Annotated in this window: 19 protein-coding genes; 5 read left to right on the top strand and 14 right to left on the bottom strand. The window is 67.1% G+C overall.

What is annotated here, in order from left to right; translation table 11 throughout:
• The first annotated feature begins 34 nt into the window (after positions 1 to 34).
• The gene (locus AKG07_RS03400; RefSeq protein WP_053096010.1) at positions 35 to 1,879 is read left to right on the top strand and encodes a DEAD/DEAH box helicase; all 1,845 of its coding nucleotides are present in this window, start codon (positions 35 to 37) and stop codon (positions 1,877 to 1,879) included.
• A gap of 103 nt (positions 1,880 to 1,982) precedes the next feature.
• On the opposite strand, the gene AKG07_RS03395 is transcribed toward AKG07_RS03400, so the two are convergent.
• Genes AKG07_RS03395 through AKG07_RS03380 form a run of 4 tightly spaced genes read right to left on the bottom strand, consistent with a single transcriptional unit; the run spans position 1,983 to position 7,096 of the window.
• Positions 1,983 to 2,420 carry a hypothetical protein gene (locus tag AKG07_RS03395; RefSeq protein WP_053096009.1) on the bottom strand — a complete coding sequence of 146 codons (438 nt, stop codon included), beginning with the start codon at positions 2,418 to 2,420 and terminating at the stop codon, positions 1,983 to 1,985.
• Positions 2,421 to 2,455: 35 nt separating this feature from the next.
• On the bottom strand, positions 2,456 to 4,771 hold the full coding sequence (ligA, locus tag AKG07_RS03390) for an NAD-dependent DNA ligase LigA (protein ID WP_053096008.1): 2,316 nt from the start codon (positions 4,769 to 4,771) through the stop codon (positions 2,456 to 2,458).
• A 42-nt stretch (positions 4,772 to 4,813) separates the two neighbouring features.
• Positions 4,814 to 5,911, bottom strand: a complete 1,098-nt coding sequence (mnmA, locus tag AKG07_RS03385; protein WP_082297806.1) for a tRNA 2-thiouridine(34) synthase MnmA — start codon at positions 5,909 to 5,911, stop codon at positions 4,814 to 4,816.
• Positions 5,912 to 5,920: 9 nt separating this feature from the next.
• On the bottom strand, positions 5,921 to 7,096 hold the full coding sequence (locus tag AKG07_RS03380) for a cysteine desulfurase family protein (protein ID WP_053096006.1): 1,176 nt from the start codon (positions 7,094 to 7,096) through the stop codon (positions 5,921 to 5,923).
• A 95-nt stretch (positions 7,097 to 7,191) separates the two neighbouring features.
• On the opposite strand from AKG07_RS03380, the gene glgX reads away from it, so the two are divergent.
• From glgX to glgB, 3 genes are all read left to right on the top strand, one after another.
• Positions 7,192 to 9,264 (top strand): glycogen debranching protein GlgX, encoded by a 2,073-nt coding sequence (gene glgX / locus AKG07_RS03375; RefSeq protein WP_053096005.1) that lies wholly within the window; start codon positions 7,192 to 7,194, stop codon positions 9,262 to 9,264.
• Between the two features lie 76 nt (positions 9,265 to 9,340).
• A complete protein-coding gene (locus AKG07_RS03370; protein WP_082297805.1) occupies positions 9,341 to 11,404 on the top strand; it encodes an alpha-1,4-glucan--maltose-1-phosphate maltosyltransferase in 2,064 nt (687 codons plus the stop codon).
• Positions 11,401 to 13,605 carry a 1,4-alpha-glucan branching protein GlgB gene (glgB, locus tag AKG07_RS03365; RefSeq protein ID WP_053096004.1) on the top strand — a complete coding sequence of 735 codons (2,205 nt, stop codon included), beginning with the start codon at positions 11,401 to 11,403 and terminating at the stop codon, positions 13,603 to 13,605. Before AKG07_RS03370 ends, glgB begins: the two co-directional genes overlap by 4 nt.
• Positions 13,606 to 13,673: 68 nt before the next feature.
• On the opposite strand, the gene AKG07_RS03360 is transcribed toward glgB, so the two are convergent.
• Both AKG07_RS03360 and AKG07_RS03355 read right to left on the bottom strand, forming a co-directional pair.
• The gene (locus tag AKG07_RS03360; RefSeq protein ID WP_053096003.1) at positions 13,674 to 14,603 is read right to left on the bottom strand and encodes a tetratricopeptide repeat protein; all 930 of its coding nucleotides are present in this window, start codon (positions 14,601 to 14,603) and stop codon (positions 13,674 to 13,676) included.
• The gene (locus tag AKG07_RS03355; protein WP_053096002.1) at positions 14,600 to 16,618 is read right to left on the bottom strand and encodes a hypothetical protein; all 2,019 of its coding nucleotides are present in this window, start codon (positions 16,616 to 16,618) and stop codon (positions 14,600 to 14,602) included. The genes AKG07_RS03360 and AKG07_RS03355 overlap by 4 nt, the downstream gene beginning before the upstream one ends.
• 179 nt (positions 16,619 to 16,797) lie before the next feature.
• Between AKG07_RS03355 and AKG07_RS03350 the strand changes: the two genes are divergently transcribed.
• Positions 16,798 to 17,859, top strand: a complete 1,062-nt coding sequence (locus AKG07_RS03350; RefSeq protein ID WP_053096001.1) for an AI-2E family transporter — start codon at positions 16,798 to 16,800, stop codon at positions 17,857 to 17,859.
• On the opposite strand, the gene AKG07_RS03345 is transcribed toward AKG07_RS03350, so the two are convergent.
• The 8 genes from AKG07_RS03345 to tsf form a co-directional block, all read right to left on the bottom strand.
• Positions 17,856 to 18,569, bottom strand: a complete 714-nt coding sequence (locus tag AKG07_RS03345) for an alpha/beta hydrolase (RefSeq protein WP_053096000.1) — start codon at positions 18,567 to 18,569, stop codon at positions 17,856 to 17,858. The two genes, AKG07_RS03350 and AKG07_RS03345, sit on opposite strands and share 4 nt — an antisense overlap.
• A 2-nt stretch (positions 18,570 to 18,571) precedes the next feature.
• A complete protein-coding gene (locus AKG07_RS18010; RefSeq protein WP_082297804.1) occupies positions 18,572 to 18,859 on the bottom strand; it encodes a hypothetical protein in 288 nt (95 codons plus the stop codon).
• A gap of 9 nt (positions 18,860 to 18,868) precedes the next feature.
• Entirely contained in the window at positions 18,869 to 19,552 is a 684-nt protein-coding gene (locus tag AKG07_RS03340) for an aggregation-promoting factor C-terminal-like domain-containing protein (protein WP_232224549.1), read from the bottom strand.
• Positions 19,553 to 19,600: 48 nt separating this feature from the next.
• Positions 19,601 to 20,185 carry a DivIVA domain-containing protein gene (locus AKG07_RS03335; RefSeq protein ID WP_053095999.1) on the bottom strand — a complete coding sequence of 195 codons (585 nt, stop codon included), beginning with the start codon at positions 20,183 to 20,185 and terminating at the stop codon, positions 19,601 to 19,603.
• Positions 20,185 to 21,324 carry a phosphatidate cytidylyltransferase gene (locus tag AKG07_RS03330; protein WP_053095998.1) on the bottom strand — a complete coding sequence of 380 codons (1,140 nt, stop codon included), beginning with the start codon at positions 21,322 to 21,324 and terminating at the stop codon, positions 20,185 to 20,187. The genes AKG07_RS03335 and AKG07_RS03330 overlap by 1 nt, the downstream gene beginning before the upstream one ends.
• Before the next feature lie 5 nt (positions 21,325 to 21,329).
• Entirely contained in the window at positions 21,330 to 21,884 is a 555-nt protein-coding gene (frr, locus tag AKG07_RS03325; RefSeq protein ID WP_053095997.1) for a ribosome recycling factor, read from the bottom strand.
• A 66-nt stretch (positions 21,885 to 21,950) separates the two neighbouring features.
• A complete protein-coding gene (gene pyrH, locus AKG07_RS03320) occupies positions 21,951 to 22,667 on the bottom strand; it encodes a UMP kinase (RefSeq protein WP_053095996.1) in 717 nt (238 codons plus the stop codon).
• A gap of 90 nt (positions 22,668 to 22,757) precedes the next feature.
• The gene (tsf, locus tag AKG07_RS03315; protein WP_053095995.1) at positions 22,758 to 23,585 is read right to left on the bottom strand and encodes a translation elongation factor Ts; all 828 of its coding nucleotides are present in this window, start codon (positions 23,583 to 23,585) and stop codon (positions 22,758 to 22,760) included.
• Positions 23,586 to 23,625 lie beyond the last annotated feature (40 nt).

Here is a 23,625-nt window from a genome sequence, read left to right as displayed (position 1 = left end):
GGCGCGGAATCCCGCGAAGCGCTACCCTTGGTCAGTGACTCCTGAAGACGCTGTGCCCACCGACGCCCCCGAGACCCCTGGATTCGAGGAGCTCGGCATCACCGGCCCCGTCCTCAAGGCCATCAAGGACCTCGGCTACGAGACCCCCTCCCCCATCCAAGCCGCCACGATCCCGACCCTGCTCTCCGGTCGCGATGTCGTCGGTATGGCGCAGACCGGAACGGGAAAGACCGCGGCATTCGCGCTCCCCGTGCTCGAGCGCCTCGACGTGTCCCAGAAGACCCCGCAAGCTCTCGTGCTCGCTCCGACCCGCGAGCTCGCTCTGCAGGTGTGCGAGGCGTTCGAGTCGTACGCGTCGAAGATGAAGGGCGTCCACGTCCTCCCCGTCTACGGCGGACAGGGCTACGGCGTGCAGCTGTCGGCGCTGCGCCGCGGCGTGCACGTGATCGTCGGCACCCCCGGTCGCATCATGGACCACCTCGCCAAGGGCACCCTCGACCTGTCCCAGCTGCAGTACCTGGTGCTCGATGAAGCCGACGAGATGCTCAAGATGGGCTTCGCCGAAGACGTCGAGCAGATCCTCGCGCAGACGCCCGAGGAGAAGCAGGTAGCCCTCTTCTCAGCGACCATGCCCCCGCAGATCCGCCGACTCGCGCAGAAGTACCTGCGTGAGCCCGAAGAGATCAGCATCAAGTCGAAGACCGCCACCGGTACCAACATCACGCAGCGGTACCTCGTGGTGTCGTACGCGCAGAAGGTGGATGCGCTCACTCGCATCCTCGAGGTCGAGAACTTCGACGGCATGATCGTGTTCGTCCGCACCAAGAACGAGACCGAGACGCTGGCCGAGAAGCTGCGTGCCCGCGGATACTCCGCCGCCGCCATCAACGGCGACGTGCCCCAGGTCCAGCGTGAGCGCAGCGTCAACCAGCTCAAGGCGAGCAAGCTCGACATCCTCGTCGCGACCGACGTGGCCGCTCGCGGTCTCGACGTCGAGCGCATCAGCCACGTCATCAACTTCGACATCCCCACCGACACCGAGTCGTACGTGCACCGCATCGGCCGCACCGGCCGCGCGGGACGCACCGGAGACGCGATCAGCTTCATCACCCCGCGTGAGCGCTACCTGCTCAAGTCGATCGAGAAGGCCACGCGTCAGCAGCCCACTCAGATGCAGCTGCCCAGCCTCGACGACGTGAACACCACGCGCCTCGCCCGCTTCGACGACGCGATCACGACCGCGCTCAGCGATAGCACCCGCATCGAGAAGTTCCGCGACATCATCGACCACTACGTGCGCAACCACGATGTGCCCGAGGCCGATGTCGCAGCTGCGCTCGCTGTCGTCGCCCAGGGCGATACTCCTCTGCTGCTCGACCCGGCCGACGACGCCCTGTCGAAAGCGGTCGAGTACGACAACCGTCCGCCGCGCGAGAGCAACACTCGCGAGCGTCGCGAGACCCGCGAACCGCGCGAGCGCCGTGGGCGCGGCGACTACAAGCCGTACCGCATCGAGGTCGGACGCCGTCACCGCGTCGAGCCCCGTCAGATCGTCGGCGCACTCGCGAATGAGGGCGGCCTGGGTCGTGATGACTTCGGCGCGATCAACATCCGGCCGGACTTCACTGTCGTCGAGTTGCCGGCGAACCTCGACTCGTCCGTCCTGGAGAAGCTGAAGGACACCCGCATCTCGGGTCGGCTCATCGAGATCAAGCCCGACCGTGGGCCTGGAGCCCGTCGTAACGACGGCCCTCGTGACGGCGCCCGCGGTGGGTTCGAGCGCCGCGATGACCGTCCGCGCTACGACCGTGACGACCGTCCTGCTCGCACCGATGAGCGAGGCGAGAAGCCGTTCCGCAAGCCCCGACACAAGGGCTGATCAGCCGTAGAACGCATCGAGCGCGCCGTGCCCGGACGGAAGTCCGGGCACGGCGCGCTCGCGTGCACCGATGGGCAGCCATCCTGAAGGGCCAGCCTGCGCGTCAGGCTCCTGAAGGCCTGTGGCGAGCGAGACGCGCGGCCACGTCGATGAGCTGTTCAGGGCGCGCGAGCAACGCTCTCTGCTCCGGGTTGTCGATGAGATGCTGCAGCAGCCGGTGTGCCCCGTCCACCGTCGGTGTCCAGTAGCCGCCGACGTGGTGACGGCTCAGCGGTGCGATCGACGTTTCCCCGTCGGCCAGGAGCTCGACCGCGCCATCCTCAGGGTCGAATCCGAGATCGGACACGGCGAGGAACGTCAGGGCGCCGAGGACGAGCGTGCTCATGAGGCCGGGCAGACGGAACCGCGTGGTGGGCACGTCGAGGATCACTCGCTGCACCTGGGACCAGGGAATGATCCCCCGGTTCTCTGTGCCGTGGCGGATCAGCAGCGCATCAGGCGTCAGACGCAGGTGGTTCCGACCCGGGTCTCCCACAGCCATCGCGCCGGAGACGGCGATCAGTGGTCCATATCGCCTCATCCCAGAGCGTCCGGCCCCTCCGTGACGAGGATGTGGAACTGAGCGGCATCGAGGATGCGGATGCCCAGCTCCTCCGCCTTCCCCAGCTTCGACCCCGCTCCGGGACCGGCCGCGACGAAGTCCGTCTTCTTGGAGACGCTCGACGCGGCCTTACCGCCCGCCTTGAGGATGGCCTCCTGCGCTCCATCTCGGGTGTACCCGTCGAGCGAACCGGTCGCGACGACCGTGATCCCGTCCAACACACCGCCCTGGACGACTGCCGCGCCCGGACCGGGATGACCGGGCGTGGCCCACTGGACGCCTGCCTCGGCCCAGCGACGAACGATGTCCTGGTGCCAGTCGACATCGAACCACGCGAGCAGGGAGTCGGCGATGATGCCGCCGACTCCTTCCACAGCGGCGAGCTCGTCGCGAGAGGCCGCGCGGATCGCGTCGAGTGAACCGAACCACTGCGCCAGCGCCCTCGCCGCGACCGGCCCGACGTGACGGATGTTCAGTGAGACGAGCAGCCGCCAAAGGTCTTTGGTCTTCGCCTTCTCGAGTTCCGCGAGCAGAGTCACAGCTTGAGAGGAGGGCTGGGGGCCCTCCAGCCCCGACTTCTTCTCTGTCGCGGTCGGGTTGCGTCGGAATGGCGCCCTCGTCTTAACGAGACCGTCTTCGTCCTCCTTGGGCAGCCCCGTCTCGGCGTCGCGCACGACGAGCTCGATCGGCACGATCTCATCGAGCGTCAGCGCGAACAGTCCGGCTTCGGTCTCGAGAGGCGGTGTCGCCGGCGAGGTCGGCTGGGTGAGCGCGGCCGCCGTGACTTCTCCGAGCGCCTCGATGTCGAGGGCGCCCCGCGAACCGATGTGCTCGACACGACCGCGAACCTGGGCCGGACACGAGCGCGCGTTGGGGCAGCGCAGATCGATGTCGCCCTCCTTCATCGGACGCAGCGGCGTGCCGCACTCGGGGCATTCGATCGGCATCACGAACTCCCGCTCGGTACCGTCGCGTTTCTCGACGACCGGACCGAGGACCTCGGGGATCACGTCGCCCGCCTTGCGCAGGACGACGGTGTCGCCGATCAGCACTCCCTTGGCTTTCACAACGTCCTTGTTGTGCAGCGTCGCCTGCCTGACGACGCTCCCCGCGACCTGGGCGGGAGCCATCACCGCGAACGGCGTCGCCCTGCCGGTTCGACCCACAGACACGACGATGTCGAGCAGCTTCGTCTGCACCTCTTCGGGCGGGTACTTGTACGCGATCGCCCAGCGAGGCGCCCGACTGGTGGCGCCGAGCTCGTCGTGGAGGGACAGCTCGTCGACCTTGACGACGATCCCATCCAGCTCGTGCTCGATATCGTGGCGGTGCTCGCCGAAGTACTCGACGAACGCAACCACGTCGTCGATGCTCGTGCACACCCTGGTGTGCGGGCTGGTCGGCAGCCCCCAGTCCGACAGCTTGTCGTAGACCTGACTCTGTGCGGCGACCGGCGGATTCTGCCAGGCCCCGATGCCGTGCACGTACAGCGCGAGCGACTCGATGCGCAGCATCCCCGCCTCGAGTTCGAGCCCGTCCTTCTTGTCGATCTGCTGACGCAGGCCACCACTCGCCGCGTTCCGCGGATTCGCGAACGAGGGGAACCGTCGAGCCGCAGCAGTTCGCGCCTTCTCTTCGTCGAACGGCTTCTTCGCTCCGCTCCGAGCCTCCCAGCGGGCGAGAGCATCGGCGTAGGCCCGGTCGCGGAACTCCGCCTGTGCGGCATTCAGGCGCTCGAAGGCGGCCACGGGAATGAACACCTCGCCGCGCACCTCGACGATGGGAGGGTGACCTTCGCCGCTGAGCTCGAGGGGGATCTCGGGAAGGCGCAGCGCGTTCTCGGTGACGATCTCACCGACGCGCCCATCTCCCCGCGTCGCCGCAGACGTCAGCCGCCCGTTCTCGTAGCGGAGATTGATCGCGAGGCCGTCGATCTTGAGTTCGGTGAGCCAGTCGACAGCTCGCCCCGCAGAGGCGCGCGTCTTGGCGGCCCATTCCCTGAGCTCGTCGATCGAGAACACGTTGTCGAGACTCAGCATCCGCTCCGCGTGCTCGATGGTGGCGAGCCCGGTGGCCTCGGCCGCCCCCACCATCTGAGTGGGCGAGTCCTGACCCTGCAGCTCGGGATGCATCCGCTCCAGCTCTTCGAGCCTGTGCATCCACCCGTCGTAGGTGAAGTCGTCGACGAGTGAAGTGTCGCGCCCGTAGTACGCGTCCTTCGCTTCGAGGATTCGAGTGGTCAGCTCGTCCGCTTCGATACGGGCGTCTTCCAGCGAGATGTTCTCCGGCACCCCGCCAGTCTACGAGCGGGCGCCGACATCGAGAGGCAGGCGCTATGCGTCGACCGGCACTGCGGACACGGTGCGGTCGATCGTGAACTGGCCGAGCACGCGCGTTCCGACGTACAGCACGGCGGTCTGGCCCGGCGCGACCCCGTTGAGCGGCTGCTCGGGCACGACGCGCACGCCCTCGGGCGAGACGAATGCCCGGGCTGCTTCCGGCTCGGCGTGGGCACGGATCTGCACCTCGCAGTCGAACTCGGAGTCGACGGGCGCTGCGCCCGCCCAGCTGAATCGATCGCCCGAGATCTCACGCGTCGCGAGAGCCTCCTTCGGCCCCACGACCACCGTGTTGGACACCGGCCGCACCTCAAGCACGAAGCGGGGCTTGCCGTCGGCCGCCGGGACGCCGAGCTTCAGACCACGGCGCTGACCGACCGTGAAAGCGTGCGCGCCCTCGTGCGAGCCGACGACGGAACCCGTGCGGTCGACGATCTCACCGGTGGCGGTACCGACCTTCTCGGCCAGCCAACCTCGGGTGTCACCATCGGGGATGAAGCAGATGTCGTGGCTGTCGGGCTTCTGCGCGACACTCAGCCCACGCTCCTCCGCCTCGGTACGCACGACCGCTTTGGACGGAGTCGTTCCGAGCGGGAAGTAGGTGTGCGCGAGCTGCTCGGCGGTGAGGACGCCGAGCACATAGGACTGATCCTTGGCGTTGTCAGCGGCTCTGTGCAGCTCGAGACCGGCGTCCGTGGGGATCAGCGTCGCGTAGTGCCCGGTGCACACCGCGTCGAAACCGAGCTCGATGGCGCGCTCGAGAAGGGCGGCGAACTTGATCTTCTCATTGCAGCGCATGCAGGGATTGGGGGTGCGCCCTGCCTGGTACTCCGAGACGAAATCGGCGATCACGTCGTCGCGGAAGCGCTCGGAGAAGTCCCAGACGTAGAACGGGATGCCCAGGAGATCGGCCGCACGACGCGCATCGAGCGCATCCTCGATCGTGCAGCATCCCCGGCTTCCGGTGCGCAGCGTGCCGCCCGCCCGGGACAGCGCGAGATGCACGCCGACGACGTCGTGCCCCGCGTCCACGGCCCGTGCGGCCGCGACTGCGGAGTCCACTCCGCCACTCATGGCCGCAAGAATCCTCATGGGACCAGTCTACGAGCGTGCGGCTGAGCCGGAGCCGGAAGCCCGCAGGTAGGCCTCGCCGATGGATGCGAGGACGGCATCGACGTCGGCGTCCGTCGATGTGCGTCCCAGCGTGAATCGGAGCGCGCTGCGCGCGTCCTGCTCACTGCGCCCCATCGCCATCACGACATGCGATGGCTCCGCCACACCCGCCTGGCAGGCCGACCCGGTCGACGCGGCGATGCCTGCCATGTCGAGAAGGAAGAGCAGGCTCTCCCCCACCGCTCCGCGAAACAGTATGTGGGCGTTGCCGGGGAGCCGTCGCGAGCCGTCTCCCAGAAGCTCGGCCTGCGGCACCCGCGCCAGGATGCCGTCGATCAGCCGATCGCGCATCGTCGCCAGCCGTGCGGTCTCCGTCTCTCGCTCCGACTCGGCGAGCTCGAGCGCGGTGGCGAAGGCCGCGGCACCGGCCACGTCCTGCGTTCCGGCGCGAAGTCCGCGCTGCTGCGCGCCGCCGCGAAGGAGTGCGGAGAGCCGCGCGGTGCGAGCGACCACCAAGGCTCCGACGCCGACCGGCGCGCCGATCTTGTGTCCGGCCACGCTCATCGCGACAAGACCGACCGAGTCGGGCGCATCGCCTCTCAGCGCGCGGAACGACAGAGGCAGGTGTCCGAGGGCCGCGACCGCATCGAGATGGAGGGGAACGAGCGCCTGCGCGGTCGACGACGCCAGCATCGCGGCGTCGTTGATCGTCCCGGCCTCGTTGTTGGCGACGAGCGCGGTCGCCAGCGCCGCGCCCGGAAGCTGGGCAGTGAACTCGTCCACGTCGATGGCCGCCGAGCGATATACCGGAACAGCGCGCAGCACCGCCCCTGCCGCCACCAGGGCCTCGACGGTGTCCATCGTCGCGTGGTGCTCGGCATCCGGCATCACGATGGCATCCGACTCCGCCGGCCGCGCCTGCCACAACCCCTGAAGCGCGAGATTGATCGACTCCGTGCCCCCGGAGGTGAACACGACCTCGATGGGGTCGCAATCGAGCACTGCGGCCGAGCGCTCGCGTGCCTCCTCGAGCAGGCGCCGCGCGTCCTGGCCGGCACCGTGCGTCGATGACGCATTCCCGACCATCTCGCTCGCTTCGAGCCACGCCTCCCGCGCCTCGGGACGCAGCGGCGTCGTCGCGGCGTGGTCGAGATAGTGCTGCATCCCTCCACTCTCCCCCATTTTCCGCGCAGTGGCGTGCACATGGAACTGAGTGCATGCTGTCCTGAGACCCGAGCGCAGACCTCTATGGTGTACTCATGCCCGCGATCCGAGACATCACCGTGCCCGGCGGTACTGCACTCGACAACCTCGGTGTGCGCCTTCACGACGGCGTCGGAACCCTCCGCGTCTGGTCGCAGAACGCGTCCTCCATCGAACTCGTCGTCTTCGATGCCACCGACCTCGACTGGGTCATCGACCAGGTCGATCTCGCACGCCTTCCCGGCGGCATCTGGGAGGTGACGACAGAACTGCTCCAGCCCGGCACCCGGTATGCGATCCGCGTCGGAGGGCCACACGGGCCGGGGAACACGTTCAACCCCGAGACTCTGCTCCTCGACCCCTACGCTCGCGGTCTCGCGCAGGGCGACGGCTACGAGGAGTGGCGCTCCGTGGTGATCGTCGACGGGTTCGACTGGGGAGAGTCCGTCAAGCCACGGATACCGCTCGACCGCACCGTGATCTACGAAGGGCACCTGAAGGGGCTGACCAAGCGTCAGCCCGATGTGCCCCCGGCTCTGCACGGCACATACGCCGGACTCGCGCATCCCGCGATGATCGAGTACTTCCACTCGCTCGGGATCACCTCGATCGAGCTCCTGCCCGTCCAGGCGTTCGTTCCGGAGCCTCGCCTGCTCGAGCGCGGCCTCACGAACTACTGGGGCTACAACACCCTCAACTTCTTCACACCGCACAACGCCTACGCCACGGAGGACGCACGCAAGGGCGGCCCCGAGGCCGTTCTCGCCGAGTTCAAAGGCATGGTGCGACTGCTGCACGAAGCCGGACTCGAAGTCATCCTGGACGTCGTGTACAACCACACGTCGGAAGAGGGCCTCGGTGGACCTCGGTCCAGTCTGCGCGGCATCGACAACGCCAGCTACTACCGACAGGACGCATCAGGCGCGTACATCGACACGACAGGCTGCGGCAACACGCTCGACACCTCGACCGATGCCGGAGCGCGCCTCGTGCTCGACTCGCTGCGCTACTGGGCGCAGGAGATGCAGATCGACGGCTTCCGCTTCGATCTCGCGGCCGCGATCGCGCGCGACGGCTCGCACACCTATACGCCCGAGCACCCGCTTCTCACCGCCATCGCGAACGATCCGATCCTCCGCGACACCAAGCTCATCGCCGAGCCGTGGGACGTCGGTATGGGCGGCTGGCAGACCGGCAACTTCCCGAACGGCTGGATGGAGTGGAACGACCGCTACCGCGACCGGGTCAGGAACTTCTGGCTGAGCGACATCGACTATGCGCGTCGTGCGTCCGCTCCGGTCGGCATCGGGGGCTTCGCGACGCGTCTCGCCGGCTCGTCGAACACTTTCGCAGATGTTCGGGGACCGCTGGCCAGCATCAACTTCGTCACCGCGCACGACGGCTTCACCATGCACGACCTCGTGTCGTACGACGTCAAGCACAATGAGGCGAACGGCGAACAGAATCGCGATGGTGCCGACATGAATCGGGCTTTCAATCACGGTATCGAGGGGCCGACCGACGACCCTGCGATCCTCGCTGCCCGGCGAAAGGCGATGCGCAACCTGCTCGGCACCCTGCTGCTGTCCGCCGGGATCCCCATGCTCACGGCCGGCGATGAGGTCGGTCGGACGCAACGCGGAAACAACAATGCCTACGCCCAGGATTCGTCGATGACGTGGCTCGGCTGGGACGCGGAACCGTGGCAGGAGGACCTGCGCGCACACGTCGCTCGACTCATCCAGCTCCGTTCCGAGAATCCCGCCCTGCGTCCGAGCCGGTACGCCCGACTCGGTGAGCACATCCCCAACGCCTCTGTCATGGACTGGTTCGATCAGAACGGCGAGACGATGGAGAGCCAGCAGTGGACGGACCCTGGTAACCGCACTCTGCAGTATGTGGCGGCCTCGACCCCCGATCGCGAATCGGCCAATCGGATCCTCCTCATCGTGCACGGGACGGAGTCGCCCATCGACGTGCGTCTGCCCGACGACCTCGAGGAGGCGACGCGTTTCGTCTCGCTGTGGTCGAGCGCCGACGACCGCCCGCAAGACGGCGGCGAGGTGTTCGCCCCCGGCGACGTCCTTCCCATCCCCGGCACCTCCATGCGACTCTTCCGCGTGGAATGAACGGCGGCGCGCCGGGGCCCTCCGCGAGCTACCCGCTTCACGCCGCGAGCGGTACATTCGGGGGGTGGCCGCACGTATGAGCAGCATCAGTCCGAAGGCTCTCCGAAGCCCCGCGCAGATCCCGTCGCGCCCGCTGGGCGCCGTCTCGGACGGCCACGGACTCGTCGCGACGCGAATTCCTCTGGTGGGCGGCGCACCGTCCGTCCCCGGAGGCTTCGCGCCCAAGGCGTTCGTCGGCGAGGTGGTGCCGTTCAGCGTCGTCGCCTTCCGTGAAGGGCACGACCTGATCGGGGTGCAGCTCCGGTTGACGGCCCCGAACGGCGAGGAGTCCCTGCACCGATTGACGCCCTTGCTCGATGGGAGCGATCGCTGGGCAGCAGAGGTCGCTGTGGACATGCAGGGACAGTGGACGTTTCGCTTCGAGGCGTTCTCCGACGACTTCGCGACCTGGGCGCACGCCGCCGAAGTGAAGGTCGCCGCAGGCGTCGATGTGCCGGTCATGGCAGCCCTCGGCGCCGAACTTCTCGCGCGCGCAGCGAAAGAGAAGGATCGCCCTGCGGCTCAGCGCAGACGCATCAGCGAACTCGCCACCGCACTGGCGGGGGGCGATGCAGAGACCACCACCGCGGTCTCGACCGACGCCGAGCTGGGCGGTCTCTTCCATGAGCGGCCTCTCATGACGCTGCGTTCAGCATCTGCCACGCACACTCTGCTCGTGGAGCGGACCGCCGCAGGCGTCGGTGCTTGGTACGAGTTCTTTCCCCGCTCGGAGGGCGCGAAACGCCTGAAGGACGGCACTGTCAAGAGCGGTACGTTCAGGACAGCCGCCAAACGTCTTCCCGCTGTCGCCGCCATGGGCTTCGACGTCATCTACCTGGTGCCGATCCATCCGATCGGAACGACCAACCGCAAGGGACGCAACAACACTCTGACGACGGAGCCAGGCGATCCGGGCTCACCGTATGCCATCGGCTCCGTTGACGGCGGCCACGATGCGATCCACCCGGAACTCGGCAAGCCGGCCGACTTCCGCGCATTCGTCAGGGCGGCGAAGAACGAAGGGCTGGAGGTCGCTCTCGATCTCGCACTGCAGGCCTCTCCGGACCACCCGTGGGTCGATGAGCACCCCGAGTGGTTCACCACTCTCCCGGATGGCACCATCGCCTACGCAGAGAACCCGCCCAAGAAGTACCAGGACATCTACCCGCTGAACTTCGACAACGATCCCGCCGGTATCTACCAGGAGATGCTCCGCATCGTGCAGCACTGGGTTCGCGAAGGCGTGAAGATCTTCCGCGTCGACAACCCGCACACGAAGCCGCTGCAGTTCTGGGAATGGCTCATCGCGACCGTGAACGCCCAGGACCCGGACGTGATCTTCCTGGCCGAGGCGTTCACTCGACCCGCCGTGATGCGTGCGCTCGCGGCCGTGGGGTTCCAACAGAGCTACAGCTATTTCACCTGGCGCAACACCAAGGCGGAGCTCGAGGAGTTCCTCACCAGCGTCTCGCACGAGACGAGCGACTACATGCGGCCGAATCTCTTCGTGAACACGCACGACATCCTCACGGAGTACCTGCAGTTCGGCGGCCGCGCCGCCTATCGGATCCGCGCCTGCATCGCCGCCACCGCCGCCCCTGTGTACGGCGTGTACGCCGGGTACGAGCTCTTCGAGAACGTGGCGAGGCCCGGTTCCGAGGAGAACATCGACAACGAGAAATACGAGTTCAAGTTCCGGGACTGGGAGGGCGCGGAGGCATCGGGTGACTCGCTTGCGCCTCTCCTGCGCCGACTGAACGAGATCCGCCGTGAGCACCCGGCTCTTCGACAGCTCCGCAATCTCTCCGTGCACTGGAGCGACGACGACTCGGTGCTCGTCTACAGCAAGCACCTCGATGCCGCGTTCACCGGCACGGGCCACTCCGATACGATCCTCGTCGTCGCCAACGTCGATCCGCACTCCGTGCGTGAGACCACCGTGCACCTCGACACAACGATCTGGGGCGTACCACCTGGCGAGCCGTTCGAGGTGGAGGACCTGCTGACCGGTGCCGTGTGGACGTGGGCCGATCACAACTACGTGCGCCTCGACGCCTTCGCCGAGCCGGTGCACATTCTGAAGGTGAGGAGACGAGCATGAGCTACGTCGAAGATGCCACTACATCGCCGGACTGGGCGGCTGTCGCAGCCGGCGCCCATCACGACCCGCACGCGGTGCTCGGCTCCCACCCGTTCACGGATGCGAGTGACCGGACCGTCACGGTGATCCGCGCTCGCCGACCTCTCGCGTCCTCGGTCGCAGCCGTCTTCGAGGACGGGAGCCGATTGGAGCTCGATCACGTCGCACACGGCATCTGGGAGGCCCAGCACGACGGTGCCCCGGTGGCGTATCGCATCGCCACCGCGTACGGCGACGACGACGAGACGATCACCGGCGACCCGTACCGGCACCTCCCGACTCTGGGCGACGTCGATCTCCATCTGATCGCCGAAGGGCGGCACGAGCGGCTGTGGCAGGTGCTGGGTGCGCACGCGACGGTCGCAGACGCCGAAGACGGCGTCGCATTCGCCGTCTGGGCCCCGAACGCCACAGCCGTGCGAGTCGTCGGAGATCACAACGGGTGGAACGGCGAAGCGCACGCGATGCGCTCGATGGGCGTGAGTGGCGTCTGGGAGCTGTTCATCCCCGATCTCGCCGTCGGAACGACATACAAGTATCAGATCCGCACCCGCGGCGGCTCCTGGATCTTCAAGGCCGACCCGATGGCGCAGGCCGCGCAGGTGCCGCCCGAGACCGCATCGGTGGTCACGCGGTCGGACTACGCATGGTCAGACGGCGCGTGGATGACCCGCCGGGCAGCGACTCACGCGGTCGCTCAGCCGCTGTCGGTCTACGAGGTGCACCTCGGCTCCTGGCGCGGAGGCCTGAGCTACCGCGATGCCGCAGAACCGCTGATCGCACACGTCACCGAGGCCGGTTTCACGCACATCGAGTTCATGCCGCTCGCCGAGCATCCGTTCGGCGGCTCCTGGGGCTATCAGGTGAGCGGGTACTACGCGGCGACCAGTCGCTTCGGCAGCCCGGATGACCTGCGATACCTCATCGACCAGCTGCATCAGGCCGGAATCGGCGTGATCATGGACTGGGTGCCCGGGCACTTCCCCAAAGACGCGTTCGCCCTCGCGAGGTTCGACGGACAGCCGCTGTACGAGCACCCCGACCCTCGTCGCGGTGAGCATCAGGACTGGGGAACGCTCATCTTCGACTACGGTCGCCCTGAGGTGCGCGGATTCCTGGTCGCGAACGCACTGTTCTGGCTGAGCGAGTTCCATGTCGACGGCCTGCGAGTGGATGCCGTGGCGTCGATGCTGTACCTCGACTACTCGCGTAACGAAGGCGAGTGGGAGCCGAACATCCACGGGGGACGGGAGAACCTCGAAGCGATCCGCTTCCTCCAGGAGGTCAACGCGACCGCCTACCGCCTGCACCCCGGCGTGCTGATGATCGCTGAGGAATCGACGAGCTTCCCCGGTGTGACCGCACCCACCGACCACGCGGGTCTCGGCTTCGGGTTCAAGTGGAACATGGGCTGGATGAACGACTCCCTCCAGTACATCGAACGAGACCCGATGTATCGCGCGCACCACGAAGGTGAGATGACGTTCTCGTTCGTCTACGCGTTCGGGGAGAATTATCTGCTGCCGATCAGCCACGATGAGGTCGTGCATGGAAAAGGCAGCCTCGTCTCGAAGATGCCCGGTGACCACTGGCACAAGCTCGCCAATGTCCGCGCATACCTCGGATACATGTGGGGTCACCCCGGAAAGAAGCTCCTCTTCATGGGGCAGGAGTTCGGCCAGCTCGCCGAATGGTCGGAATCCCGCCAGCTCGACTGGTGGCTCCTCGACCAGCCGTCGCACGCGCAGCTGCAGGGTTTCGTCGGACAGCTCAACCGCACCTATCGCGCTCAGGCCCCGCTCTGGGAGCGGGACAATGACGGATCCTCGTTCTCACGCCTCGGCGCCCCGAGCTGGGATCCCAATGTCATCGCCTTCGAACGCCGCGACGCACATGGCGGCCGTCTCGTGGTGATCAGCAACTTCGCCGGCGTCGAGCGCAGCGGTTACAGCCTCGCGCTGCCGATCCCCGGCGTGTGGCAGGAGATCCTCAACACGGACGCCGCAGAATACGGCGGTCGCGGATCCGGCAATCTCGGCATGGTCGTCGCGCACTCGGAGGACGACGGACCGGCCGTGGCGACGATCACGGTTCCCGCACTGTCGACCATCTGGCTGCGCCACGAGAGCGACCCGCACGTACCCACGATCAGCCGCGGCTGACGGCCTCTGCCGATCAGCGAGACGGCCCCGGCCCGACAGAGCCTGGGCCGTCTCGCTGCACTCTCAGCTCAGAACAGCAGGGAAGACAGTCTGTTGCGCGCGGTGATGACGCGTGGATCTGCGACGCCGATCAGGCCGAACAGCTCGAGAAGACGCTCGCGCACGGGCGTTCGCTCATCCGAGGGCAGCTGGGCGAACAGGTCGAGAAGCCTTCCGAACGCATCTTCGACATGGCCTCCCGCGAGGTCGAGGTCGGCGACATCGAACTGAGCCTGGATGTCCAGGGGTCCGGATGCGGCCGCGGCCCGTGCATCCTGGAGATCGAGTTTCTGGACGCGGTCGAGCAGACGGACCTGGCCCAGGCCTGCGATCGCATCCTCATCGCGCGGATTCTCCGCGAGAGCCTTCTCGTATGCCACGACCGCCGCGGCGTAGTCGCCGTTCTCGATCGCGGCGAAAGCCTCCGCGTGCAGCGGCGGCATCGGCGGCTCCTCCGGCGTCTGCTCGCCCTCGGCCGCCTCTCCGACGTTCAAGGTGCCCGTCACTCCGTTCTGAGCAGCGAGCTGAAGCAGCTGCGCGAAGACCTCTCTGACCTGCTGCTCGGGCACTGCACCGGTGAACATCGGAACCGGCTGACCGGCGATGAGTGCCACGACCATCGGGATCGACTGCGCGCGGAATCCCTGGGCCAGCTGCGGGTTGGCGTCGACATCGACCTTCGCGAGAAGCACCCTGCCGCCGAGTTCACGCGTCACCTTCTCGATGATGGGGCTCAGCTGCTTGCACGGCCCGCACCATTCGGCCCAGAGGTCGACGACCACCGGCACTGTCCGGGAGAGCTCGAGGATCTGACCGAACGACTCGTCGGTCGCATCGACCACGATGTCCACGGCCCCCGGAGCAGGGCTCTGCGCTCCGGCGGCAGCAGCCGCGGGCCGGTTTCGCAGAGAGGAGAGGTCGACGGCTCCACGGAGCGCGGCGGGAGAGATATCGGTCATTTGATCACCTCGACGGAGAGTAGGTCCTGTCGGACCGCCATGAGTCGGATCTGCTCCGTCGAGCCCTGCGCGGGAACGGAGAAGAACAGCTGGAATTCGTACTTGGTCGTGAAGCCCTTCGCGGACTCCGTGACACCCGTCAGCGCCTTCGCCTGCGGATTCGCGTCTTCCAGTCGGATGACGGCGTCCGGTGACGTCGGGGTGACCGATTCGGTGTCGATGAGCGAGACGGCCACGATCGCACCGCTGTCCAGCGTGGTCATCGAGACCGGCTCGGAATCGGCCGGGAGGATGTCGAAGGCGGTCTGAGAAGTCTCCGCCGCTCCGTTGTCCGCCAGCGTCTGCACGACCGCCTGCCGGCTGTCGCGAATCGACTGGGCGAGGTTCTGCGAGATCTCGTCGAACATGCCGTACGAAGGGCTGGCCTCGCCCGCGTCGACGAAGTCGGCGAAGGTCTCCGCAAGCTCTCCCGGCGGGATGCTGAGGAATGCGGAATCGTCGGGAACGAGCGAGGTGCCGAGCCACGACGCAGCCACGTCGGGGAAGACGGCATCCGCAGACATCTCGGCCATGTTCGTGACCTTGTAGTTCGACCACGGATCCTGCTGCGTCATGGTCAGGATGACGGGGGGAACGGTGTCGTCGTCAGCGCTCTTCGAGAGCAGGAGCACCGTGCGCGGCCACCGGTCGGTGGCTTCGGGAAGCACGACCTCGACGTCATCGGTCGGGAGTGCGGCGGGCGGTGCGGTCTCCGGAAGAGCTGTCCGAAGCGCGTACTCGGTGGTGCGAGCCGTGAGCGCCGGGCCGTCCAGACGAGTGCCGGCCAGAGCGATGTCCATCGACGCGTCCGCGTCGGACAGGGTCGTCGACACTTCCTGCAGGATCCGCTTCGCCTGAGCCTCCGTCACTGCCGGGGGCTTCTGATTGTCCGGGGCGATCACCGTCGCGCTGGGAGACGGCGAGGGCGTTCCCTCTCCGAGCTGCGGCCATGAGTCAGGCGAGCAGCCGCTCGCGAGCAACGCGCTCACGGCGAGGGCGGGGACCGCGAGCAGGCGCCGTCGACGGTTCACAGGTCGCGCACGCATCTCCGTCTTCCGATCGGGGTCTGGGTTCTTCGGACCGGCGGCGTCGACTGCCCCCGGGTCACCGGCGGCTGCCGCGTCGGAGTCTGCGCCGGTCCGACCGGGCTCATCCCCGGCAGCGGTGGTCGAGGTGTCGTCGATCGCCGCGCGTTCCGATGGCGGCAGCTGAGCCACGTCGATCGGCTCGGTGGCCGGAAGGGGGCCGGGGCCCTTGCGCCGCGGTCCTCGCCCGCGACGCTGGTGCCGGATCGCGAGGACGTAGAGCACGAGTCCGACGAGAAGCATCGCCGCGCCCGCCGCCATGAGCGGTCCGGCGAGAGGGGTGGACGTGTCCAGCGGCCAGGACACCACGATGTCGTCCGGTGCGTCGGCGGTGCCGTCGTACGCGATGATCAGACTCACGCCCTCGGGCAGCTGCATGTTGTCTGCGATGAGTGTGTCGGTCTCGGTGAAGGAGTCCAGCCAGAGGTCGGAGCCGGCGGGGTTGCGGCCCGGCTCTGCGGCTGCATCGCCCTCGGCGGGCGTCTCCGCCGGTGCCGGGGTCTCGGCCGCGGCCGGTGTCTCGGCAGGGGCGGGGGTTTCGGAGGCCCCATCACCTTCCGGTGCTGATCCGGCGGGGACCAGCTCGACTTCCAGGTCACCATCGTCGCCGACCGTCACGCGGTTGTACGACGAGTCGGCAAGCCACGCTTCCATGTCGGCGGTGCGGCCATAGGCGGCGAAGATCTCGCCCTCTCCGCGCACCAGCAAGGTCTGAGATCCCGGGTGCTCACGAAGGACGTCACCGTCCATCAGCACAAACGGGGCGGGTTCCTCTGCAGCGACTGAGACCTCCTGAGTCGACGGACCCATGAAGATGGTTCGCTGCGCGATGCCCGCAGCGATCAGTCCCGCAGCCAGCACGAAGGCCACGACGGCCCATACGAAACGCACGAATAGTCTCCTCACACGGCCCGGACGCACGCCCGAGTCGCAACACTCGACATTTCAGACTAGCGAAATCACCTGTGTGTTGCCCACGAGGGGCATGCGGCACCACGTGCGGCACGTCGTCCCGGCCGGTCGTGGTGCGGTGGATACGCTTGCAGAGTCCCCCATTCCGAGGAGCAACGATGAAGATCCACAACCCGTTCCGCACCGCCCTCGTGGCGACGCTCGGCGTGGGACTGGGAATCCTGCTGATCGGAAGCGTGGAGAGCCTGTCGACCGTGCTGCTCTACGTCGGTACGGCTCTCTTCCTCAGTCTCGGCCTGGACCCGCTCGTCTCCTTCCTCGAGCGCAGGCGTCTCCCCCGCTGGCTCGCCGTGCTCATCACGATCCTCGCGGTGCTCGGGATCTTCGCCGGGATCATCCTGATCGTCATCCCCGTGCTGGTCGACCAGATCTCGCAGCTCATCGCCGAGATCACGGCCATCGTCCAACGCGGGACTTTTCTCCTCGACCTGCGCCAGTGGATGGTCGACACGTTCCCCAATCTCAAGGTGGATGACGTCTTCGCCTATGTGACCGACTGGCTGGAGACGAACCTCGCCCAGATCGGGGGGTCCATCGGGCAGGGCGTGCTCGCCGCCGGCGGGGCACTGCTGAGCGGACTGTTCGGCGCGTTCATCATCCTCATCCTGACGATCTATCTGACGGCCTCGACACCGTCGCTCAAGCGCGCCGTCTACCAGCTCGCTCCTGCATCCAAGCGCGAGCGCTTCATCGACCTGGCCGAGCAGATCACCGATTCGGTCGGCTACTACGTCATGGGCCAGGTCTCCCAGGGCGTCATCAACGGCATCCTGAGCATGATCTTCCTCACGATCATCGATGCGCCGTTCCCGGCCGTGCTCGCCGTCGTCGCCTTCTTCTTCTCACTGATTCCACTCGTCGGCACCCTCACGGGGTCGACCATCATCGTGCTCGTGTGCCTGATCCCCGGCCTGGGATCACCGGCGACAGCGATCGCCGCCGCCATCTACTACCTCATCTACATGCAGATCGAGGCGTACGTGATCTCGCCGCGCATCATGAGCCGGGCCGTGTCCGTACCCGGAGCGGTTGTCGTCGTCGCGGCGTTGGCGGGCGGAAGCCTCCTGGGGCTGCTCGGCGCGCTGATCGCGATTCCGGTGGCAGCCAGCATCCTGATCCTCTACCGGCAGGTGCTGATCCCTCGCATGAACGAGCTCTAGTCGGCGGGCCACTCCGTCGGCAGCGGAAGAGCTGCCGGGTTCACGGCAGCGACGATCTCGGTGAGGACTCTCCGAGTCTGGCTCTCCCCCACCCAGAGGTGCTTGCCACCCTCGACGGCGATCAGCTTCGCATGCGGAATCGCGGAGAAGCGCTCGCGTGCTTCGGCCGGGCGGAGGTAGTCGTCGAGCTCGGGTACCAGCACCACGACGTCAGCATCGGAGTCGGCCCACTCCGCCACCTCGGCGTCTGTGGCGCGGTGAAGTGGCGGGGACAGGAGGATGATCCCCTCGACATCGTGTTCCCGACCGTACTTCAGCGCGAGTTCGGTGCCGAACGACCAGCCGAGCAGCCACGGGCGCGGAAGACCGCGCTCGCGCACGAAGCCCATCGCCGCCGCGACGTCGAACTGCTCCGCCTCTCCCCCATCGAACGCGCCATCGCTGGTGCCACGCGGAGAGGTCGTCCCTCTCGTGTTGAAGCGCAGCACAGCGAGGTCCGCCAGCGCAGGCAGACGGGCAGCAGCCTTGCGGATGATGTGCGAGTCCATGAACCCGCCGGCCGTCGGGAGAGGATGCAGCGTGACGAGCGTGGCCACGGGCGCCGACGAAGCGGGAACCGCCAGCTCTCCGACCAGTGTCAGCTCGTCTACGGTCTCCAGTGCGATGTCTTCGCGCCGCGCAGGCAGCTCGATCGGTCCACGGATCTCCATGCTCACGCAATCCTCCAACAGTGTGTGTGCCAATGCCTGCGTGCCGCGAGGTCTGCGGCGTCACCGAGCACCCCGTCTGCGCGCCAGATCACGAGGTGAGCGGTCCCGGGAACAACCGATCGCCCGCACCCAGGACAGATGTACTCCTTCAGCGCCTGGGCTGCCGACACCGGCTGGACGGTCCACTCGGACCCACGACGGACTTCCGTGCGCTTCCAGGACGAGAGGAGTCGATCGAGCGAATCGTCGGTGTCAGGGCGCGTCGGACGGCGTCTGCGAGAGCGGGCCATGAGGCCGACTCACCACCAGTGGTTGTTCGTCCAGAAGGCGTGGGCGCCCGCCCAGCTTCCGTATCGACCCGTGGCGTAGCCCGTTGCCCAGCGCAGGTTGTCCACCGGGTCGTAACCATTGCCGGGAACCTTGCTGCATGGCAGAGCCTGGACGAGCCCACACGCTCCAGAGGACTTATTCGTCGCGTTCGGGTTCCAGCCGCTCTCGCGGGAGACGATGTAGTCGACGAAGCCCCAGTCGGACTCCGCGATGCCCGCTGCGGCCATCCACTCCGCAGGGGCTCCCCCGCCGGTGTAGTACAGAGGAGCGCTGGGACCGGGTTTCGATGACCCGGATGACCCGGACGACGCGGTCGTCGGTGTCGGGGTGGGAGTCGGCTTGGGCGTCACGTAGACCGAGAACGATCCACGCTGAACCGGTGCGATAGCGGCACCCTCTGCGGTCACCGTGAGATTCTGCGTCTCCGTGAGCGCCGCTGAGTACGCCGACTCGGGGCCTTCCGTCTCAGGCTGCTGAGCCAGCGCGACGCCGGTCGGGGCGACCATCGCGGCCGCGAAACCCACGACCGCGAGGGCGCTGACGAAACCGACGACGCCCCGTCGGCGGCTACCGCTGCGCGCCGAAAGCGCCGCCGATGCAGGCACCGGCGTGACGTCTTTGCGATGAGGTGTGATGTCGTTTCGGGAGTTCACGATGAGTGGCAGTCTACCCGGTGAGGCGTGAGTCGGCCATCAGAACGCTCAGCGAACCGCCAGGATCACATCGACGGTAGCGTCGAGAAGGGCATCCACCTGCTCTTCCCGGTACCCGCCGCGCTGCATGCGGAACGCCGCCGAACGCAGCTGCTCGGCCGTCAGCGGTTCGCCGTCGCGCAGATAGCGGGCGATGCGGGTGCCCACATGGTCGACCTCGTCGATGCGATACCCGAAGGTGAGGACGCCCGTGCGCGCGAAACGCTGACGCTTCGGACGCGCGAGGTGGTCGAGGATGATCTGGGCATCGTCTCGTGCCTGCTCGACCCATGCCCCCGCGCCCTGCGACCGGACGGCCCGGTCACGCGCGCGAGCCGCCAGCGCGTCCTCGACTCTCCCGAGCGCGGCATCGACCTCTGCCACGACATAGCCGTTCTTCACGAGCGGGAAGGACGCCACGCGTACGTCGGGTGCGCCGAGATCGTCTGCGTCGCCTTCGAATGCAGCCCGAGCGGCTGCCAGGAACGTGTCGACCGCTGCGCGGTGATAGCCGCGCACGCGACCGGTCGTCACAGAGAACGCGGCCGGAGGCTGAACCGAACCGTCCGATGTTCGCACGTCGTCGGAGACCATCACAGCACCACCCAGGAGGAGAAGAGGAAATACAGGCACAGCGCGGGCACCGTCGACGGAAGGATGCTGTCGAGTCGATCGAGGAGCCCGCCGTGACCGGGCAGCCAGGAGCTCATGTCCTTGATTCCGAGATCACGCTTGAGCATGGACTCCCCGAGGTCGCCGAGGGTCGCGGACAGCAGGATGGCGACGCCGAGGATCACGCCGATCCACCACGGCAGATGCAACAGGAAGATCGCGAGGAGGACACCCGCCGTGATGGAACCCACCACGGCTCCACCGAACCCTTCCCACGTCTTCTTGGGACTGATTCGCGGGGCCATCGGATGCCGGCCGAAGGCCAGCCCGGCGGCATACGCGCCGGTGTCCGCCACGACGGCGATGGCGATGAAGCTCAGCACCCACCACTGGCCACCCTCCTGCTTGAGCAGGATCAGGGCGACCGCCGCGAGGAACGGCACGTAGATCTGAACGAAGCCTCCGATGACGGCATCCGTCAGCACATCGCCGTAGGTTCTGCCGTCCTTGGCGACCATCTGGGCGACCAACCGCCACACGATCACGAATGCGACGGCGAAGAACAGCATCACCCAGACGAACCACAGGTCGAGGAAGAACGCGGACAGCACGAGCAGCGTCGCCGCCACGAACTGAGCGATCACGTCGATCCGCCGCCCAGACGCGCGCAGTGCCAGGGAAAGCTCGTACACCCCGAGCAGCGCCGCTGCCAACGCGAACGGCACGAAGAGGACCTTGATGAACAACAGGGAGGCGAGCAGGGCGGCGCCGAACGCCAGCCCGATCAGCGTCGCGAGGATCAGGTCACGCCCTGTGCGCTCCTTGATGCGCTCGTTCGCCTGGTCGAGCTGCCCGCGAGCATTCGTGACGTGGGTCCCGAACTCGTCGCGTGCGGCACGCCACTGCTCTCTGATCGCGTTGTGATCAGCTGTGTCCAACGGGGACTCCGTCATCGCGCGCTCCTCGGCGGGGAGAGGTGGACGTGGCGGGATGCTCGTCGCGTCGAACGCCGGGAAGGCGCCGTCGACCAGCGGCATGGCGCCGGTCGAGGTCGACGAGTCGCGCGCCTCCCGGCGCGTCTGCGGCTTGTCGGTGCCGTCATCGGTGCGTTCGTCGGACATGCCGCCTACACCTCGAGAAGCTCAGCCTCTTTGCGCTTGAGTGCGTCGTCGATGAGGTCGACGTGCTGGCGCGTGAGGGCGTCGAGTTCCTTCTCTCCGCGAGAGATCTCGTCTTCTCCGAGCTCGCTCTTGAGACCGTCGAGTTCGTCCTTGGCCTTGCGACGGATGCCGCGCACATGCACCTTGGCGTCCTCGGCCTTGGTCTTGACGAGCTTGACGTACTCCTTGCGGCGCTCAGCCGTGAGCTCGGGCATCGTCACGCGGACGAGGTTGCCGTCGTTCGTGGGGTTCGCGCCGAGGTTCGGCATGTCCCGGATCGCCTGCTCGATCCCCTTCAGAGCACTCTTGTCGTAGGGAGTGATGATGAGGGTGCGCGCCTCCTGGTTTGCCAGAGAGGCGAGCTGGGCGAGCGGCGTCGGCGTTCCGTAGTAGTCGACGAGCACCTTCTGGAAGAGCTGCGGGTTGGCGCGACCCGTGCGCACCGTGGAGAAGTCCTCCTTGGCGGCCTCGACCGCTCGTGCCATACGGGAGGTGGTTTCAGCGAGGACATCCGCGATCACGGTGACTCCTATCGTCGGGGTGTTCTGAAATTCTATCGGGCGCGGCGCGTGAGCACCGTCAGGGACTCAGGCGGTGACGAGAGTGCCGATCGGCTCTCCAAGGAGCGCACGCGTGACATTGCCCGCCGGCTCCATGCCGAACACCCTCATGTCCATGTTGTTGTCCATGCAGAGGCTGAACGCGGTCGAGTCGACCACCTTGAGGCCGCGCTGAAGGGCATCGCGGTAGGTCACGCGCTCGATGCGCTCGGCGTCGGCATGCTTGTTCGGGTCCGCGGTGTAGATGGCGTCGACGCCGTTCTTGGCCACGAGCACCTCCTGCGCCCCGATCTCCAGCGCGCGCTGCGCGGCGACCGTGTCGGTAGAGAAGTACGGGAGGCCCGCTCCGGCGCCGAAGATGACGACGCGGCCCTTCTCCATGTGCCGCTCGGCCCGCAGCGGGATGTACGGCTCGGCGACCTGCATCATCGAGATCGCGGACTGCACGCGGGTCGGCGCTCCGGCCTGCTCGAGGAAGTCCTGCAGCGCGAGGGCGTTCATCACCGTGCCGAGCATGCCCATGTAGTCGGCTCGCCCCCGGTCCATTCCGCGCTGGCTGAGTTCCGCTCCGCGGAAGAAGTTGCCGCCGCCGACGACGATCGCGATCTCTACGCGGTCGACGGCCGCGGCGATGTCACGGGCGATCTGGCTGACGACGTCGGGGTTGACGCCGAGCTGTCCGGCGCCGAACGCCTCACCGGAGAGCTTCAGGAGAACGCGACGGCGTCCGTTGCCTTCGGTCATGGGGGTGTTCCTCTCGTCCCGATTCAAGATAGTGCCTTCTGGGCATGAAGAAGGGGTTCGGATCATGTGATCCGAACCCCTTCGACGGTGTTACGCGCCGACCTTGAAGCGCGCGAAGTCCGTCACGGTGATACCGGCGTCCTTCGCCACCTGGGCGACGGAGAGCTTGTTGTCCTTCGCGTAGTCCTGCTCGAGCAGTGCGACCTGCTTGATGAACGCGGAGACACGGCCCTCGACGATCTTGGGCAGAGCCGCTTCCGGCTTGCCCTCGTTGCGGGAGATCTCGGTGACGATCTCGCGCTCCTTCTCCACGGCGTCAGCCGGGACGTCCTCGCGGGACAGGTACGACGGGTTCGCGAACGAGATGTGCTGCGCGATGCTGCGAGCGGTCTCGGCGTTGTCACCCGTGTAGGCGACGACGACGCCGATCTGCGGCGGGAGGTCCTTGCTCGTGCGGTGCAGGTAGACCTCGACGTTGTCGCCGGTGATCGTGCGAACGCGACGAAGTTCGACCTTCTCGCCGATGATCGCAGCCTCTTCCGAGATGACCTGTTCGACGCTCTTGTCGCCTGCCTGGGCGGCGAGTCCGGCCTCGACCGAGTCGGCCTTGACGGCCGCGACAGCGTCGGCGACCTTGTCGGCCAGTGCGATGAAGCGCTCGTTCTTCGCGACGAAGTCCGTCTCGCAGGCGAGCTCGATCAGCGTCACTGCGCCGTCCTGCTCGCGAGCGACGATGAGGCCCTCGCTGGTCGAACGGTCGGCACGCTTCGCGTTGCCCTTGGCACCCTTGAGACGCAGGATCTCGGTGGCCTTCTCGACGTCTCCGTCGGCCTCCTCGAGCGCCTTCTTGGTGTCGACCATTCCCGTTCCGAGCTGCTCACGCAGCGCCTTGAGGTCGGCGATGGTGAAGTTGGCCATGTGTGGTGGCTCCTTGCTTCGTGATGTGTGTGGTGGTCGC

The sequence above is a fragment of the Microbacterium sp. CGR1 genome (genome assembly GCF_001266755.1).
Lineage (GTDB): Bacteria > Actinomycetota > Actinomycetes > Actinomycetales > Microbacteriaceae > Microbacterium.
Note: the sequence above shows the minus strand (reverse complement) of the source record. Positions and strands in the feature narration are given on the sequence as shown.

Coding starts and splice junctions, on each gene's coding strand:
- AKG07_RS03395 (WP_053096009.1), bottom strand. CDS start 2,420: ATGGCTGTGGGAGACCCGGGTCGGAACCACCTGCGTCTGACGCCTGAT.
- mnmA (WP_082297806.1), bottom strand. CDS start 5,911: ATGAGGATTCTTGCGGCCATGAGTGGCGGAGTGGACTCCGCAGTCGCG.
- AKG07_RS03380 (WP_053096006.1), bottom strand. CDS start 7,096: ATGCAGCACTATCTCGACCACGCCGCGACGACGCCGCTGCGTCCCGAG.
- glgX (WP_053096005.1), top strand. CDS start 7,192: ATGCCCGCGATCCGAGACATCACCGTGCCCGGCGGTACTGCACTCGAC.
- AKG07_RS03370 (WP_082297805.1), top strand. CDS start 9,341: ATGAGCAGCATCAGTCCGAAGGCTCTCCGAAGCCCCGCGCAGATCCCG.
- glgB (WP_053096004.1), top strand. CDS start 11,401: ATGAGCTACGTCGAAGATGCCACTACATCGCCGGACTGGGCGGCTGTC.
- AKG07_RS03360 (WP_053096003.1), bottom strand. CDS start 14,603: ATGACCGATATCTCTCCCGCCGCGCTCCGTGGAGCCGTCGACCTCTCC.
- AKG07_RS03350 (WP_053096001.1), top strand. CDS start 16,798: ATGAAGATCCACAACCCGTTCCGCACCGCCCTCGTGGCGACGCTCGGC.
- AKG07_RS03345 (WP_053096000.1), bottom strand. CDS start 18,569: ATGGAGATCCGTGGACCGATCGAGCTGCCTGCGCGGCGCGAAGACATC.
- AKG07_RS18010 (WP_082297804.1), bottom strand. CDS start 18,859: ATGGCCCGCTCTCGCAGACGCCGTCCGACGCGCCCTGACACCGACGAT.
- AKG07_RS03335 (WP_053095999.1), bottom strand. CDS start 20,185: ATGGTCTCCGACGACGTGCGAACATCGGACGGTTCGGTTCAGCCTCCG.
- AKG07_RS03330 (WP_053095998.1), bottom strand. CDS start 21,324: ATGTCCGACGAACGCACCGATGACGGCACCGACAAGCCGCAGACGCGC.
- pyrH (WP_053095996.1), bottom strand. CDS start 22,667: ATGACCGAAGGCAACGGACGCCGTCGCGTTCTCCTGAAGCTCTCCGGT.
- tsf (WP_053095995.1), bottom strand. CDS start 23,585: ATGGCCAACTTCACCATCGCCGACCTCAAGGCGCTGCGTGAGCAGCTC.